Raw genomic sequence first — 15,791 nt, 5'->3', positions numbered from 1 at the left:
AGGAGAAGCCAGTGGTCGGGGAGCGGGCGATGCCGAAGCGCGGCAGGTCCGAGCGGGCCAGGGCCGCCGCGGTGGCCCTGGCCGCTGTGGCGGGTGCCGTCGTCGCATGCGGGCAGCCGGCGTCGGCGCAGGTGCGACTCGAACCGGTCTCGTATTCCGGTCCCAGGCCGTTCACCTCGCCGGTCGGCCAGGACCTGGCGGACCTGACACCGGTGGAGCAGGGCTGGGGCGACGTGTCCGGCGACACCGCCGGGCTCTATGCCGACAGCGGGGGCGCGCCGCCGTGCGACGCGCGGGCGCTGGTCTCCCAGGTGGCCTCCGACGAGGCCAAGTCGAGGGCGTGGGCGCAGGTCTTGGGCGTCGAGCCTGCGGCCATCGAGCCGTTCGTGACCAGCCTGAACCCGGTTTTGCTGCGCTCGGACACCGCCGTCGTCAGCCACGACTACGCCAACGGCCGGTTCGAGGCGCACCCCGCGGTGCTGCAGGTGGGCACGGCGGTGTTCATCGACGGGCACGGCCAGCCGGTGGTCAAGTGCTTCAACGGCAACCCGCTGACCCCCGGCGAGGTGGGCGACGGTGACTTCACCGGCCCCCGGTGGAGCGGATTCCAACCCGGCGAGATCACCGCGGTGCGCCCGGCCGTCCCGGTGGTCTACGAGTTCTCGCTGGTCGACGCCCGCAGCGGCGCCCCGGTCACGCGCCCCGGCGGCCCCAACCCGGGCCGGGCCGACCCGTATCTCGATTTTCTCGTGGCCCAGTCCAGGCAGGAGGCGGCCAGGGCGCGAGCGGACGCCGACGAGGCGCGCCGCAACGCCGACGCCGCCGAGCGGCAGGCGACGGTGTCGCAGGACCGGGCGGCCTTGGCGAAGGACGCGAGCGACCGGGCCTGGGCGGCGTATCAGGAGAACCTGGCGCGCTTCGGGCTCGCTGACCCGCGGACGGTCGCGGCGCTGCGGGACTTCGAGGCGAGAAGGGCACAGTACGACGCGGCGCGCGCCCAGGCCGACCGGGACCGGGAGGCCGCGGCGAAAGCCAGGGCCGCAGCGGAGGACAAGGTCAGGATCGCCGCCGACTCGGCCGCCGACTACCAGGTCCGCCAGCAGGACACCGACGCCTGCCGCGACGGCCGGTCCTGCTCCGGGGAGCTGCGGCCGGATACGGCCCAGGGGGACTTGCCCGGGACCCAGCCCGCGCCGCCGGTCGGCACCCCGCAGCAGACGGGTTCACCGCCGCCGCAGCAGCCAGGCACGCAGCCACCAGGCACGCAGCGACCGACCGGTACCCAGGAGCCACGACCGCCCGGCACGCGGCAACCGCAGCCGACCACCACGCAGCCGCCGGGGAAGACCACACCGGACGTCCGAACCGGAACGACAGCTCCCGCTCCCGGAAGGCCGCCGACGAGTGCGCCGCCCACGCAGGGCAGGCAGCAAACAACCTCCGTGCCGGGACAGCAGCAGACGACGAGGCAGCAGCCGCAGACCACGCAATCCCCGCCTCCGCGGCAGACGACGCAGCAGCACACCACGCAGCAGCGTCCGCAGCCGACGCAGCAGCACACCGTCACGCGCGCGCCGACGACCCAGCCGCGCGGAACCGGTCCGCAGCAGACGCAGACCGGCGGCGGGGAGCAGTCCCCGGGAACGGTCCCGCAGCACACCCGCCGGGCCACCCCGACCGGCTGACCGGCTCGCCCGCCCCCTTCCTGACGACGCGGCGGCCAGGGACTTGTGACCCCTCGATTCACCCGGGACAGCTGCCACGCTGGTGTGCGAAGGAAAGCCCCACCGGCATCCGGGGGACGCGGTGGCGCGACCCGCACCCCATCGACTGCGCCGCGGTGCGCTGCCCGTCTCCGCCACACGGCTCGGCGGAAGGGCCGGAACACCGATCGCAGCCGGTGCCGAGGAGAGGAACGACCGTGTCCGTGCACAACGAGCGCGGTAGATCCGCGAAGTTCACGCTCACCACGGCCACGCTGGCCGCTGCGGTGGCCGCCGGTCTCGTCGGCGCTGCGTGCGGGCAGCAGGAGACGACGACCAGGGAAGTGCGACTGGAGTCGGTCTCGTCACCGGGGAGCAACCCGTTCACCTCCCCGGTCGGACAGGACCAGGCCGACCTCACCCCGCCGCAGGGTGTCGGGGGCGAGGTCTCCGGTGACACGTCCGGGCTGTTCGGCGGTACCGGCGAAACCCCGCCATGCGACGCGCAGCAGCTCGTCACCGAACTCGAGGCCGACGAGGCCAAGGCCAGGGCATGGGGCGAGGTGCTGGGGGTGCAGGTCGGCGACATTCCACGCTTCGTGGAGAGCCTGAATCCCGTGGTGCTGCGTGCCGACACCTCGGTCACCAGCCACGGGTACGACGACGGCCGTTACGTGCCGTACCCGGCGGTACTGCAGGCGGGCACCGCGGTGTTCGTCGACGGCTTCGGGCAGCCGACGGTGAAGTGCTTCAACGGCAACCCGCTGACCAAGGGCGATCCCCGGCCGCAGGGCGGCTTCGCGGGCCAGCGGTGGGCGCACTTCCAGCCCGAGGGCGTCACGTCCGTGCAGCCCAGCGGCAACGTGATCGGTTCGTTCTCGATGGTCGACGTGAACACGGGCAAGCCCACCACGGCCCCCGGCGGACCCAACCCGGGCCGGGTGCCGCCCTGGCTGGCCGCTCTCGGCAAGGAAGCGTGGGACCGGTACGCCAAGGCGCAGCTCGACGCCCAGGACGCCCGCAAGAAGGCCGACGGCGCCAAGGGGACCGCGGCGGAGTCGCAGCAGGCCGCGGACCGGGCGAGGGCCGCGCGGGACTCGTCCTTCCGGGAGTGGCAGCGTCTTGTGGCGTTGTTCGGCCCGAACGATCCCCGTACGCAGGCCGCGCGGAACGACTTCATCACCAGGGACGGCCAGTTCCGCAACGCCCAGTCCAAGGCCAACAACGACAAAGGGGTCGCCGCTGTCCTGGGCGACGACGCCACGAGGAGGGAGAAGGCCGCTGAGCAGGAGAGGAAGCGAGCCGAGCAGATCAACGCCCAGATCACGGATTGCCGCAACGGCAAGCCGACGTGCTCGCCGACTCCACCTGCGCCGAAGCCTACGCCGAAGCCTGCGCCGACCCCGACCCCGCAGCCGCGCCCGGGGGAGCGGCAGAAGTCCACTGAGACGACGGAGCAGGGGGACCAGACGACGGCCCCGGAGCAGCGACCGACGCAGACCGGCGGTGGCGAGCAGGAGCGGAGCCCGCAGGTTCCCGAGCAACCGGAACAGCCCGAACCAGAGCAGCCGGACACCGGAGGCGGTGCACCCACCGGCGGCGGCTGACCCCCGGAGCCGCAGCGCCCACGCCAGCATGATCACTGGGACAGCGGCCGCGGCGGCGAGATACCGCAGGTGGCGCAGCTCCATCGCCACTCCCTCTCGGCACAGCCATGTCTGCCGGGCATGACCCATCTGACCACGTGGTATTCGACGCCTTCTCGTCGAGCCGGTGTACTACCCGTGCCGGGGCGTGGTAGGTGGGTTGCGCTCGGTAGTGGCGGCCGGACGCGCGGAGCTGACCGGACTGGCGGCTACTGCCCTGCGGGCATCGACCACACGGCTTCGGGAAAGGGATCGCTCGACGATGAGTCCCGATGACAACGACGGCGTCGCGGTTCGGCACCCGTACCGGTGGGTGGTGCTGCTGCTGTGCTGGGGCGCGTTCACCATGACCGCGGTCGACCGCTCCACCTGGGGGCCGGCGTCGGTCGCCGTCGGCGAGGACCTCGGCGTCGCGCTGGCCGGGCTGGGTGTCTTCGCCACCGGGTACTACGTCGGGTACGTGATCTCCAACGCCTGCGGCGGTTTTCTCACCGACTGGCTGGGCGGCCGGGTGGTCATCGCCAGCACCCTGTTCGTGGCCGGTGGGTTCATGGTGCTCTTCGGCGAGACCGACTCGGTGGCACTGGGTATCGCCTTCCAGGCGGGCGTCGGCGTGTTCGCTGGCTGCGACTACTCGGCCGGGGTGAAGCTCATCTCCCGGTGGTTTCCGGCCGAGGACCGCGGTTTCGCGATGGGCGTGTTCATGACGGCCACCTCGCTCGGCACGGTGATCGCCAACGCGATCGTGCCGGGCCTGATCGAGGCGTCCGGCTGGCGCACCTCCTACCACGTGTTCGGCGTCGCCTCCATGGTTGTGGCGGTCCTGTGCTTCTTTTTGCTGCGCAACGGTTCCGCCCCCCGGACCGCGGACCGGCGGGAACTGCCCGGCCTGGCCCCGCTGGTGCGCAACCGGGACCTGTTTCTGCTCGGGCTGGCGGGTTTCGGTGGGCTGTGGGGAACCTACGGCTTCATCACGTGGTCCAACGCCCTGATGGTCAAGGGAAGTCACGTGTCCCCGGTGCAGGCCGGCGTGGTCGTGGTGATCTTCGGTGTCGCGGCCGTGGTCGCCAAGCCGCTCATCGGCGTGGTCAGCGACCTGATCGGCGGACGCCGCAAGCGCTGACGATCGCCGTGCTCGGCGCCTTCGTGGTGGCGCTGCTGGTGTTCGGCACCGCCGACAGCCTCACCGCTTTCCTCTGGACGGCACCGTTCCTGGGGGTCGCGGCCTACGTCTACAGCCCGCTGATGGTGGCGCTCATCCCGAAGCTGTCCGGGGTGCGGCTGGCCGGTTCCGCGGCCGGGGCCACCAACGCGTTCTGGCAGCTCGGCAGCACGGTCGTGCCCGTCGTGCTGGGCATCGTGTTCGACGCGACGCACTCGTTCTTCGCCACCTTCGCCACGCTCGCGGCCGGTCCGCTGCTCGGCATGGTGCTCATGCTCGGCGTCCGGGAGGACCGCGCCGCCCCGGCGGACGCCGAGGGCGAACTCCCCACTTCAGGCACACCTGGGAACCTTCCTCCGGAGGCGAGTTCCCAGGTTTAGGCAAACCTGGGAGCCTTCCTCCGGTGGGTGAGCTCCCAGATGCACGAGAAAGCCCTCGCCCGATGAGGAAAACCAGCATGACCGAATACGATGTGATCGTCGCCGGCGGCGGGTCCGGCGGGGTGGCCGCCGCGGTCGGTGCGAGCCGGGCCGGGGCGCGCACCCTGCTGATCGAACGCGGCCCCTGCCTGGGCGGCGCCGCCACTCTGCGCAACGTGGTGACCTACTGCGGCCTCTACACGCGGGACGACCGGCGACAGGTGGTCTTCGGCGTCGCCGAGGAGATGCTGGCGGAGCTGCGCGCCATGGGCGCGATCAGCGAACCCACCCGCTTCACCGCGGTGGCGGCGGTTTTCGACCCGGAGAGCGTGAAGCGGGCCTCCGACGAGCTGTGCGCGCGGGCGGGCGTGGCGGTGCTGCTGCACACGCACGTGCTCGGCGCCGGGCGGGAGCAGGACCGCGTGACCACGGTGCGCGTTGCCGATCACTCGGGCATCCACGAGTTCTCCGCAGCGGCGTTCGTCGACGCCACCGGCGAGGCCGACCTCGCCCACCACGCCGGCGCGGAAGTCCGCTACGGCAACGACGGGTGGGTGCAGAACGGGACGCTCGGCGTGCGCTTCGGCGGCATCCCGGCCGATGTGGCGATAACCAAGGACGCGATCGGTGCGGCGGTGCGCGCCGCGAAGCGGGCCGGAGCCGTTCATCTGACGGCGGAGACCGGGCTGATCGCGCGCATGCCGATCTCCGGCGATCTGATCACCTACCTGGCCGACGAGGGCTACGACGCGCGCAGCGCGGCGGACACCACGCGAGCCGAGATCAGCGCCCGCCGCCAGGCCCAGGCGTACCTCGGGGTGCTGCGGTCCCTGCCCGGATGCGAGGGCGCGTACATCGTCAGCACCGGACCGGAGATGGGCACCCGGGAGTCGCGCCACCTGGTGGGCCGCTACCAGCTCACCGAGACGGAGGTGCTGACGCCGGGGCGGACCGACGACGCGGTCGCCATCGGGGCCTGGCCGATCGAGTACCACCCGGGCGCGGGCATCCCGTCGGAGTGGCGGTTCATCGGAAAGTCGGGCTACTACGGGATTCCGCTCGGCGTCCTGCACAGCCGTAACACGGACAACCTCTTCGCGGCGGGCCGCACGGTCGACGGCGACCGCGGAGCGGGAGCGTCGTTGCGTGTGATGGGAACGGCTTTTGCGACCGGCCACGCGGCCGGCATCGCCGCGGCGCTGGTGGCGCGCGGCGAACCGGTGGACGCGGAGGCGGTGCGAGCGGAGCTCAACGCCCAGGACGCCCGCCTCCCCTGACGAGGTCCGCCGGCTACTACGCGCCGAACTGGACCTCGTCCGCGCCGGGGGAGCGGTCAGGTGCGCGCCGGGTGCTTGCCCTCGGCGATCTCCTCGACGATCTTGGTGGTGAACGCCGGCAGGTCCTGCGGCCCGCGACTGGTCACCAGGCCCTGGTCGGTGACGACCTCCTCGTCGACGACCTCGGCCCCGGCGTTGCGCAGGTCGGTGCGGATGCTGGCGAAGGAGGTCATCCGGCGCCCGCGCACCACGCCGGCCTCCACCAGGGTCCAGGGCCCGTGGCAGATCGCGCCGACCGGTTTGCCGGAGGCCACGAAGTCCCGCACGAACTGCACCGCGCGGGAGTCGCGGCGCAGGTTGTCCGGGTTGATCGTGCCGCCGGGCAGGATCAGCGCGTCGTAGTCGTCGGGGGAGACCTGCGAGATCTCCCGGTCCACCGGGAACGTGTCACCGGGGTTGATGTCGTGGTTCATGGCCTGGATTTCGCCGGAGTGCGTCGAGACCAGCTCCACCCGAGCCCCGGCGTTCTCCACCGCCTCGCGCGGCTGCACCAGCTCGACCTGTTCGACGCCGTCGGCGGCGAGCATCGCCACCCGGCGACCCCGCAGTGTGTCTCCCATCGCTGATCACCTCTCCGAGCTGTGGAAGGTACGACGAGCCCCAGGGTCCTCGCTCGGATGCCGGGTGCAACTCGGCGAGTCGTGCGCGGGTGCGCCTGGCCGGCCGCGGGCGCCGGGCCCGCGGCGTGCGGTGGTGTGCGCGCTGCGCGGCGCAACGGCTGTTGACTGTCCAATGTGACCAATGTGGGGTGGATGCCCTCGGTGACCTGCGGCCAGCGGGGCGTGGTGGTCCCGCGAACCGACACCTCGACGAGGCTGCTCGGGCGGTACCCGTCGCATGGCAGGATGGGGTCGCCATGTTCGACCTCCCCGACCTGCCCGTGCGCGCCGTCCTCGACGACGTCGCCACCGCCCTCGCCGACCACGGCACCGCGGTGCTCGTGGCCCCGCCCGGTACCGGCAAGACCACGTTGGTGCCGTTGTCGCTGGCCGCCGAGGGGCTGCGGGTCGTGGTCGCCGAACCGCGGCGGTTGGCCACCCGGGCCGCGGCGCAGCGCATGGCGGCCCTGATCGGCGAGGACGTGGGGCAGCGCGTGGGTTACTCGGTGCGCGGCGAGCGGCGGCGCGGCCGGGACACGGTCGTCGAGGTGGTGACCTCCGGGCTGCTGGTGCGCAGGTTGCAGGCGGATCCCGAGCTGGGCGGCGTCGACGTGGTGGTGCTCGACGAGTGCCACGAACGCCACCTCGACGCGGACCTGCTGCTGGCGCTGTTGCTGGACGCCCGGGAGGGGCTGCGGCCGGACCTGCGGGTCCTGGCGACGTCGGCCACGGTGGCCGTCGACCGGGTCGCGGACCTGCTCGGCGGTGCGCCGGTGCTGGAGGCGCACGCGCGGATCCACCCGGTGCGCACCCGGTACCTGCCGCCGGGCCGCGGCGAGCGGATCGAGTCCTGCGTGGCGCGGGCGGTGCGCACGGCCCTGACCGAGCAGGACGGTGACGTGCTGGCGTTCCTGCCCGGAGCCGCCGAGATCCGCCGGGTTTCCGGGTACCTCGCCGCCGAGTCCGATGTGGACGTTCTGCCGTTGCACGGTCGGCTGCCCCACGCGCAGCAGGACCGTGCGCTGCGGGAGGGCGACCGCCGTCGCGTGGTGCTGGCGACGGCAGTGGCGGAATCGAGCCTGACCGTCCCGGGCGTGCGCGCCGTCGTCGACTCTGGCCTGTCCCGTGTGTCCAGAGTGGACACACGACGTGGGTTGGCCGGGCTGGCCACGGTGCGCGTGTCGGCCGCGGTCGCCGAGCAGCGCGCCGGCCGGGCCGGGCGACAGGGCCCGGGCGTGGTGTACCGCTGCTGGCCGGAGCACGAGCACAGCACGTTGCCCGCCTTCCCGGAACCGGAGATCCGCACGGCCGACCTGACGCGCCTCGCCCTGGAACTGGCGTGCTGGGGAACGCCGGACGGGGCGGCGTTGGCGTGGTGGGACCAGCCGCCCGCCGGGGCGCTCGCCGCTGGGCGTGAGGTCCTGCGCAGCCTCGGCGCGCTGGACGCATCCGGTGCGGTTACCGAGCGGGGACGCCGGATGGCCGAGCTGGGCCTGCATCCGCGGCTGGCCCGCGCGCTGCTCGACGGCGCGGACCTGGCCGGAGCGGACATCGCGGCCGAAGTCGTGGCGCTGCTGGACAACGACCAGCTGACCAGTGAGACCGATGTGGACACCGCCCTCGCGAGGCTGCGCCGCGGCACCGCGGGCACCGACCGGTGGCGTCGCGAGGTGCGCAGACTGCGAGGCGCGGTGCGCGGCACCGAATCTCGGGGCGACGCGGCGCTGGTGGTGGCGCTGGCGCAGCCCGAACGCCTGGCCCGGCGCCGGTCGGCGGATTCGGCGGTGTACCTGATGGCTTCCGGCACGGCCGTCGAACTGCCCGCCGGTTCACCGCTGCGCGGATCGGAGTGGCTGGCGGTGGCCGTCGCCGACCGCTCGCCGGGCAGCGCGTCCGGCACGATCCGGCTCGCTGCTCCCGCCGACGAGGACCTGGCCCGCCGCGCCGCGCCCGCGCTGCTGGAGACCACCGACGAGGTGGGCTGGTCCGACGGCGACGTGCGTGCGGTCCGCGTCGAACGCCTCGGCGCGATCACGCTCGGCCAGCGGCCGGTCCCGGACCCGGATCCGGCCGAGATCCGCGCCGCCCTGGTGGCGGGCCTGCGCGCCGAGGGGCTGGAACTGCTGCGCTGGACCGAGGACGCCCGGAGGTTGCGGCGGCGCCTCGGTTTCCTGCACGCGACTCTGGGCGACCCGTGGCCCGCCACCGATGATGAATCCCTGCTGTCCGCGGTGGACCACTGGCTGGAGCCGGAGCTGTCCGCCGCCCGGCGGCGCGCCGACCTGCGCATCCCGGCGGAGGAGGCGTTGCGGCGACTGGTTCCCTGGTCGGCGGTGGGGCGGCTGGACGAACTCGCCCCGGACCGCATCGAGGTCCCGTCCGGGTCGCGCATCCGGGTGGACTACGAATCCGACCGGCCGGTCCTTCCGGTGAAGCTGCAGGAGGTGTTCGGCTGGCGTGATGTGCCCCGCATCGCCGACGGCAGGGTCCCGGTGGTGCTGCACCTGCTGTCCCCGGCGGGCCGCCCGGCGGCGGTGACGTCCGACCTGGCCTCCTTCTGGCGCAACGGATACCAGCAGGTCCGGGCGGAACTCCGCGGTCGCTACCCGAAGCACCCCTGGCCGGAGGACCCCACGACGGCAATCCCCACCCGCCGCACCAGGTGACCCCGGCACTGCGCGCGCCTTGACCCTCACGCGACGTGAGGCCCTAGCTTCTCGGTCATGGAGATCGTTGTGCACGACACCGCATCCACCATGGCCGCGCTGCTGGACCTCCCGGTGGCGAAGCGGCCTGACGCGTTGCGGGAGATGCTTGCCCCGCTCGACCGCGTGATGTCCGCGGTGGGCGGCGGGGACGTCGTGGCCATGCACCAGCAGGGCGCCGGTTTTCGGCTGGACCGGGACGATCCGCGCTACCCGGCCGCGCTGCGGGAGATGCGCGAGGCCGGGGTGTGGAGTCGGGTCCGCGACTGCCTCGCCGCGGGGTGGGACCGGTTGCGCAGCGCGGCGCCCGGCATCAGGCACGCCGACGAACTGCACGTGCTCGTGGTGCTCGGCGACCCCGACGACGAGCACCTGACCGTCCGCAGCCGCGGCTACTTCGGCCTGGGCGGGTTCCCCGGCGTGGTGCTGCTGGTGATGTGGCCGACCGCGACGAGTCTCGCGAAGATCGGCTACGCCGCCGCGCACGAACTCCACCACAACGTGCGGTACGCCAACGTGACCTGGAATCCGGTGACCGTGACGGTCGGGGAGCAGGTCGTCGCCGAGGGGTTGGCCGAGGCGTTCGTGCGGGAGCTGTTCGGTGAGCAGGCGCTCGGACACTGGGCGACCGAACTGCGCGGCCCCGAACTGCAAGCCGCCTACGAGAAGGTCGTCGCCGGGATCGACGTGACGGGATGCACAACCTGACCGCCTACGTGCACGGCGACGCCACGGCACGGCTGTGGGGCCAAAAGCCCGTGGGGCTGCCGGACTTCGCGGGGTATGCGGCAGGACTGCGCATTGTGGACGCTCACTGCGCGGTCTCCGGGCTGTCCGCGGCCCAGAGCGTCGCGCTGTCGGCACGGGAGATCCTCGCGAACGCGGGGGTGCCCACCAACGCCTGATCACCGCGGGAGGAGCCCGCCGCGCAGTTCCCAGCGGCGCGTGATCGGGTTACGCACCCAGCACATTTCGGTGTCCTGCTCCCAGGGTTGCAGGGCCGCGAGGTGGCGGGACCACAGCCAGTTCTGGACCGCGATGTACCGCCGGACCCTGTCGAGCCGCTTCCGGGTGGGTCTGTCCTGCAGCGGTGTGTTCATGGCACCCAGTGTGGGAGGCGCCATTTCCTGCCAACAGTGGCAGCCGTGCCGTTGTGCGGCAAAATCCTGCCACGTAGGGTGGGGGTGTGCTCAGAAGCGTCGCGGCCGTCGTGCTCGACGGTGCCGCACCGTTCGAGCTCGGCGTGCTGTGCGAGGTGTTCGGCCTCGACCGCACGGCCGACGGGGTCCCGCCGATCGAGTTCCGGGTGTGCGGGCCGCGGCCCGGTGCGCCGCTGACCACGTCCGTGGGCATGAGCCTGGTTCCCGAGCACGGCTTGGACGGGCTGGATGATGTCGACGTCGTCGCCGTGCCCGCCTGCCGGGTGCGGGAGGAGTACCCGGCGGAGGTCCTCGACCGCCTGCGCCGCGCCGCGGACCGCGGTGCCACCCTGCTGTCGGTGTGCAGCGGGGCGTTCGTGATCGGTGCCGCCGGGCTGCTCGACGGGCGGCCGTGCACGACGCACTGGCACATGGCGGCGGAATTCCGCCGCCGCTTTCCGGCCGCCCGGCTCGACCCGGACGTCCTGTACGTCGACGACGGGAACGTGGTGACCAGCGCGGGCACCGCGGCCGGCATCGACGCCTGCCTGCATCTGGTGCGCCGGGAGATCGGCGCCGCCGCGGCGACGGCGATCGCCCGCCGCATGGTGGTGCCACCGCAGCGTGACGGTGGCCAGCGGCAGTTCATCGACCTGCCCGTCCCCGAGTGCTCCGGCGACAGCCTCCAACCGGTGCTGAGCTGGATGAGCGAGACGCTGGACGCCGACCACACGGTCGCCAACCTCGCCGACCGGGCGCGGATGTCGCAGCGGACCTTCGCGCGGCGCTTCGTCGCCGAGACGGGCACGACGCCGAACCAGTGGCTGGTCACCCAGCGGGTGCTGCTCGCGCGGCGGCTGCTGGAGGACACCGACCTGGCGATGGACGAGATCGCACGCCGGTGTGGGTTCAGCACCGCGGCGCTCCTGCGCCACCACTTCCGCCGCGCGGTGGGCATCACCCCCAGCGACTACCGGCGCACCTTCTCGCGGACCGCAGCCCTCACCCCCGGCTGACGCGGGAACCCCGCCGAGGCCCGGCGGTCACACCAGCCCCATCCCCTTCTCCGGCAAGAATGTCCTCTGCCGCGCCGAACCACCACAGCAACCGCGCGTCCGGTTCCCGCGCGGCGGGCGGCGGACCTACGCTGGGGTTGCTGCTTGGCAGCGTCGAAACACCGGACGGGCAATGGTTTTCCCGACCGGCCACGGCATTTGATGCAGGAACTCCAGGGGGGTGGAGCAATGCACGCCGAGGTTCTCGACAGAAAGTCCCGTGCCACCAAGCGGACCGCTCTGGGGGTCCTGGTCGCCGTTCTCGGACTGGCGGCGGCCCTCTGTGTCAGCGTAGGTACGGCCGCCGCGGTGCAACCGGCCCCGAGCGTCCATCCAACAGGTGGTGGCGGCGGTGTGGTCATCGTCAGGATGGTCGACTACCGGCTGGAGCAGCCCGCGATGTTCCCACCGGGCCGCTTCACGTTCCGGGCCGTCAACATGGGGCGAGCGCCGCACGCCCTGCAGATCAACGGTCCCGGGGTCTCGAACGCGCGCACACCCGTGGTGCAGCCCGGCGATTCCGCCGACCTCACCGTGACGTTGTCCCGCGGCATCTATGACTTCTGGTGCCCGGTCGGCAACCACCGGCAGATGGGGATGCAACTGGACGTCTACGTCAATTGAGCGGACCGGGGCTTCGGCCGACCGCGGCCGAAGCCACCGTCACGCGGGGATCGTAGCGGTACACCAGCGAGCCGCAGACCAGGTTCTCACCCCACGCACCCCGCCCGAAGAATCCCGAATCTACCCAGATCTGGGAACATCCAGTGTGGACAACCTTCGGTCGCTGGAACACCGGGTCGGTGGGCGCCCGTCCGCTCCAGTCGGCGCCGCGTTGACCGAGGGGCATGATGGTCGGCGAGATCCGAAAAGGAAATGTGGTTCGCCGCGCCTGGTGATCAGCCGCATGATGCAGGTACTCGGAGTGGCTGAGCAACATGCACATGAGGCCGGACCACAGCGCTGTCGCGTCACCCCGGCGCGGTGATCCGGGCCGGGCGTCGACGACGCCGTGCCGCACCGCGCGGGAAGATGACCACGTGACGCCGACATGTCGCCCATTCGGGGCAATTCTGGGTTGGTCAGGTGCGGCTACCGTGTGGCTATGTCGGCGCTGGGCATAACAAGTGGTGACTTGTTCCTGTGGCAGAGCATCTTCGACCAGTCCGCGTGCCCGACGACCGTTCTCGATCTGAACGGACGCTTCCGCTATGTCAACGACGCGCTGTGCGAGTTGCTCGGGTACGACCGCGCCGACCTCGTCCGCCACCACCGGACCGACTTCATCAATCCCGATGATCTCGCGGATGCCACGCTTTTCGACGAGGTGCTCGCCGATCCCAGCGGCGAGGCGGTTCGCGAGTTCCGGTGCCTCCGTTCCGACGGGAGGATCATCTGGCTCCTGCTGCACGCCTCGGTCATCCGAGACGACGAGGGGCGGCCGCTGTATGTCGCGACCTACGCCCAGGAAACCACGGAGCGCCACGAAACCGCGCTTCGATGGCAACGGACGTTCGACCGCGCGCCGATCGGGATCGCGCTGCTCGACACCACGGGCCGGTGGACGGAGGTCAATGCCGCGTTCTGCGAACTGCTCGGGTACTCGCGCGACGACGTGCTCAACACACACCCCACTGAGCTCACCTACCCCGGAGACGTGGGGTGCGGGGTTTTCCAGGACCTGATCGAATCCCGGCGGGACACGGCGAGCGTGGAGATCTGCTTCCGCCACAAGGCCGGGTACCCAGTGTGGGTGTTCGTCCGCGTCAGCGCCGTACCGGGACCGGACGGCCGCCCGGCATACCTGGTCGGCCAGTACGAGGAGATCGGCGACCGCCGCATGCGCAACAAGCACCTCGCGCACCACGCGCTGCACGACGCGCTGACCGGGCTGGCCAACCGTGTCCTGCTCACCGATCGACTCGACCACGGCCTCGCGAGGCTGGTCGAGGCCGGGGAGCGCTGGCACTGCTGATGGTTGACGTCGACGGACTCAAACGGGTCAACGACTGCTTCGGGCACGCTGCGGGCGATCAACTGCTTCGGGCGGCCTCGGACGCTCTGCTGCGCGCCGCTGGTTCCGGGGCCACCGTGGCCCGTTTCGGCGGCGATGAGTTCGCCGTCCTGGCGCACGTGCCCGATCGCCGGGCCGCGGAAGCGTTCCGCGATCGCCTCCAGCAGTCCCTGCGGCATGATGTCGTCGTGTTCGGCAACGCGGTGGAGATGCGCGCGAGCGTCGGCCTCGCCGCCACGGCCGACCCGACCACTCGTGGCGCGGACCTGATCCACGCCGCCGACCAGGACATGTACCGCCGCAAGCGGCAACGCGTCTGACGACCGGCCGGGCCACTGCCTCGCGGCTTGCTCAGCGCGCCACGTAGGCGCTCATGAGGGCCTGGCCCCCTCGCCGTCGTTGTCCGTCGGGGTTCCGGCGGGTCAGGCGGGTGAGAGGCTCAGGACGGCCCTGCCGTCGCCCACGGCCACGGCTTTGATCTCGATGCCGTTCATGATCGTGGACCGCCCGGTTGGCAGCGGCGACGTGATCGACCCGCCTTCGAACTTCGCGCCGATCTCCATCACGCCGTCGGTGATCCTGCGCACCCGCATCAGCGTGAACCCGTACGCCCGAGGTGCCGCGACCACGGCCGTGGGGGTGACCAGCACCTCGCACATCCCGTCGGCGCAGGCGGCCAGGTTCTCCCCGTCCCGGGCCGGGGGCAGCTCGACCGGCGTGGCCGAGGGCGTGCCCTCGTCCTTCGCGGGATGGCAGCTCTCGGCCTGTTGGTGCGCTTGGGCGACGGTGCGGTTCTCGGCCATCAACGTGGGCAGGTCGAGCCCGTCCGGCCTGAGCGTCGCGAGCGCGGAGGAGGTCTCGGCGACCCATCCGCGCAGCATGTCCTCGGCAGCGTCGTACTGGCTCGCGTACCCGTCGACCTTGGCGCCCACCCGCTCGGCCGCCCTGGAGTAGGAGTCGATCAGCTCCGCACCGCGCGGGAACGCCTCGGGAGCCAGACTAAAGGTCTGGAATTCCACATCGTCCAGCGCGGTGTTCACCGAGCTCAGGTAGGACGACAGGTCCATCGCGACGAACTCGTCGTGGAGGTCCGCTGGCGGTTCCGGGGGTTGGATGAACACCTCGGTCGCCTGGCAGAACGTGTTCAGCCACTCCACCTGGTCCGGGGTGGGCGGTGGCGCCGGGATGCTCGGCGCGGGCGAGGGTGAACTGGCCGACGGCGCCTCCGGAGCGCCGCAACCGGCGAGGCTGAACAGGATCAGGGCTGCGGTACCGAGCCGCACGTGGTTGCGCATGGTCATGTCCTACTCGTCGGATCGGGGAGGCGTCCCGCGGTTGGCAGGTTCAGGACGCCGGAGCTGGTCTGTTCGCCGTGGTTCGTGGTCGTGTCGGAGTTGGCGTTCGGCGATGCGGGGATGATCGGCTGCGGGGTGGAGTTCGCGTCGACCAGTGTGGACAGATCGCCCCCAGCCGAGTCCGATCGTGCTCCGGCTCGGGCGAGGACGTGGGTCCGGCGCGGTGTGCGGGCTCCATCAGGGGTGGCGGCCCGCGAGGACGCAGAACTCGTTGCCCTCCGGGTCGGCAAGGCAGACCCAGCTCTCCTCGCCGGTCTGGCCGACGTCGGCGTGTCGAGCACCCAGGTCGAGCAGGCGGCGCACCTCGTCGTCCTGCTCCCTGTCGGTCGGGTTGACGTCGATGTGGAGCCTGTTCTTGACGGTCTTGCCCTCGGGCACGCGCGCGAAGGTCAACGTCGGTGGCACCGGGCCGAGACGGTTCCTGCCTTCCGGCACCAGAGGGGAGCCGATCGTGACAAGCTCGTCGTCCTCGTCCAGCACCTCGTAGCCGAGGACGGCGCACCAGAACCGGGCGAGACCGCGGGGATCGGCACAGTCGATGGCAAGCTCGGTGAACTTGCTGGTCATCCAGGACCTCCCGGTCACGAAGCGGGTCTCCCGCGCCCCGAACCACGCCGCGCGCGGCCCTGGTGGGGCCGCAGTGCATTGTAGGTGTGA

General features: G+C 71.9%; 16 protein-coding genes. 12 read left to right on the top strand and 4 right to left on the bottom strand.

The window, feature by feature from the left end; genetic code table 11:
- Window positions 1-29: 29 nt before the first annotated feature.
- The 5 genes from IEY17_RS16860 (at window position 30) to IEY17_RS16845 (ending at window position 6,207) form a co-directional block, all read left to right on the top strand.
- On the top strand, window positions 30-1,685 hold the full coding sequence (locus IEY17_RS16860) for a DUF6777 domain-containing protein (protein ID WP_188988823.1): 1,656 nt from the start codon (window positions 30-32) through the stop codon (window positions 1,683-1,685).
- Between the two features lie 236 nt (window positions 1,686-1,921).
- Window positions 1,922-3,310 carry a DUF6777 domain-containing protein gene (locus IEY17_RS16855; RefSeq protein WP_188988821.1) on the top strand — a complete coding sequence of 463 codons (1,389 nt, stop codon included), beginning with the start codon at window positions 1,922-1,924 and terminating at the stop codon, window positions 3,308-3,310.
- Between the two features lie 301 nt (window positions 3,311-3,611).
- A complete protein-coding gene (locus tag IEY17_RS25515; RefSeq protein WP_229680245.1) occupies window positions 3,612-4,472 on the top strand; it encodes an MFS transporter in 861 nt (286 codons plus the stop codon).
- 8 nt (window positions 4,473-4,480) lie between these two features.
- Window positions 4,481-4,891, top strand: a complete 411-nt coding sequence (locus tag IEY17_RS25510) for an MFS transporter (RefSeq protein WP_229680244.1) — start codon at window positions 4,481-4,483, stop codon at window positions 4,889-4,891.
- Window positions 4,892-4,968: 77 nt separating this feature from the next.
- Complete coding sequence (locus IEY17_RS16845; protein ID WP_188988819.1) at window positions 4,969-6,207, top strand: FAD-dependent oxidoreductase; 1,239 nt, start codon at window positions 4,969-4,971, stop codon at window positions 6,205-6,207.
- Window positions 6,208-6,263: 56 nt separating this feature from the next.
- On the opposite strand, the gene IEY17_RS16840 is transcribed toward IEY17_RS16845, so the two are convergent.
- Entirely contained in the window at window positions 6,264-6,827 is a 564-nt protein-coding gene (locus tag IEY17_RS16840) for a type 1 glutamine amidotransferase domain-containing protein (RefSeq protein WP_188988817.1), read from the bottom strand.
- A gap of 296 nt (window positions 6,828-7,123) precedes the next feature.
- Here IEY17_RS16840 and hrpB point away from each other — a divergent pair, with 296 nt between their 5' ends.
- The 3 genes from hrpB to IEY17_RS25855 are packed head-to-tail and all read left to right on the top strand — an operon-like array spanning window position 7,124 to window position 10,476.
- The gene (hrpB, locus tag IEY17_RS16835; protein WP_188988815.1) at window positions 7,124-9,532 is read left to right on the top strand and encodes an ATP-dependent helicase HrpB; all 2,409 of its coding nucleotides are present in this window, start codon (window positions 7,124-7,126) and stop codon (window positions 9,530-9,532) included.
- Window positions 9,533-9,589: 57 nt separating this feature from the next.
- A complete protein-coding gene (locus IEY17_RS25860) occupies window positions 9,590-10,279 on the top strand; it encodes a DUF2268 domain-containing putative Zn-dependent protease (protein WP_268240369.1) in 690 nt (229 codons plus the stop codon).
- Window positions 10,267-10,476 (top strand): DUF2268 domain-containing putative Zn-dependent protease, encoded by a 210-nt coding sequence (locus IEY17_RS25855; RefSeq protein ID WP_268240368.1) that lies wholly within the window; start codon window positions 10,267-10,269, stop codon window positions 10,474-10,476. Before IEY17_RS25860 ends, IEY17_RS25855 begins: the two co-directional genes overlap by 13 nt.
- Here the strand turns inward: IEY17_RS25855 and IEY17_RS16825 are convergent, their stop codons facing one another.
- Window positions 10,477-10,671: a hypothetical protein gene (locus IEY17_RS16825; protein ID WP_188988813.1), complete on the bottom strand. Its 195-nt coding sequence runs from the start codon at window positions 10,669-10,671 to the stop codon at window positions 10,477-10,479.
- Window positions 10,672-10,757: 86 nt separating this feature from the next.
- Between IEY17_RS16825 and IEY17_RS16820 the strand changes: the two genes are divergently transcribed.
- The 4 genes from IEY17_RS16820 (at window position 10,758) to IEY17_RS25500 (ending at window position 14,099) form a co-directional block, all read left to right on the top strand.
- Window positions 10,758-11,726, top strand: coding sequence for a GlxA family transcriptional regulator (locus IEY17_RS16820; protein WP_188988811.1), 969 nt, complete (start codon window positions 10,758-10,760; stop codon window positions 11,724-11,726).
- Between the two features lie 393 nt (window positions 11,727-12,119).
- The gene (locus IEY17_RS25505; RefSeq protein ID WP_229680243.1) at window positions 12,120-12,389 is read left to right on the top strand and encodes a hypothetical protein; all 270 of its coding nucleotides are present in this window, start codon (window positions 12,120-12,122) and stop codon (window positions 12,387-12,389) included.
- 481 nt (window positions 12,390-12,870) lie between these two features.
- Window positions 12,871-13,740 (top strand): PAS domain-containing protein, encoded by an 870-nt coding sequence (locus IEY17_RS16810; RefSeq protein ID WP_229680242.1) that lies wholly within the window; start codon window positions 12,871-12,873, stop codon window positions 13,738-13,740.
- Window positions 13,740-14,099 (top strand): GGDEF domain-containing protein, encoded by a 360-nt coding sequence (locus IEY17_RS25500; RefSeq protein ID WP_229680241.1) that lies wholly within the window; start codon window positions 13,740-13,742, stop codon window positions 14,097-14,099. The genes IEY17_RS16810 and IEY17_RS25500 overlap by 1 nt, the downstream gene beginning before the upstream one ends.
- A 102-nt stretch (window positions 14,100-14,201) precedes the next feature.
- Here IEY17_RS25500 and IEY17_RS16805 read toward each other — a convergent pair whose 3' ends face one another.
- Entirely contained in the window at window positions 14,202-15,080 is an 879-nt protein-coding gene (locus IEY17_RS16805; RefSeq protein WP_188988809.1) for a hypothetical protein, read from the bottom strand.
- A 231-nt stretch (window positions 15,081-15,311) separates the two neighbouring features.
- Window positions 15,312-15,701 carry a VOC family protein gene (locus tag IEY17_RS16800; protein WP_188988807.1) on the bottom strand — a complete coding sequence of 130 codons (390 nt, stop codon included), beginning with the start codon at window positions 15,699-15,701 and terminating at the stop codon, window positions 15,312-15,314.
- Window positions 15,702-15,791: the final 90 nt, after the last annotated feature.

The organism is Saccharopolyspora thermophila (assembly GCF_014646075.1).
Lineage (GTDB): Bacteria > Actinomycetota > Actinomycetes > Mycobacteriales > Pseudonocardiaceae > Saccharopolyspora > Saccharopolyspora thermophila.
This window is presented reverse-complemented; position numbering and strand designations above follow the sequence as displayed.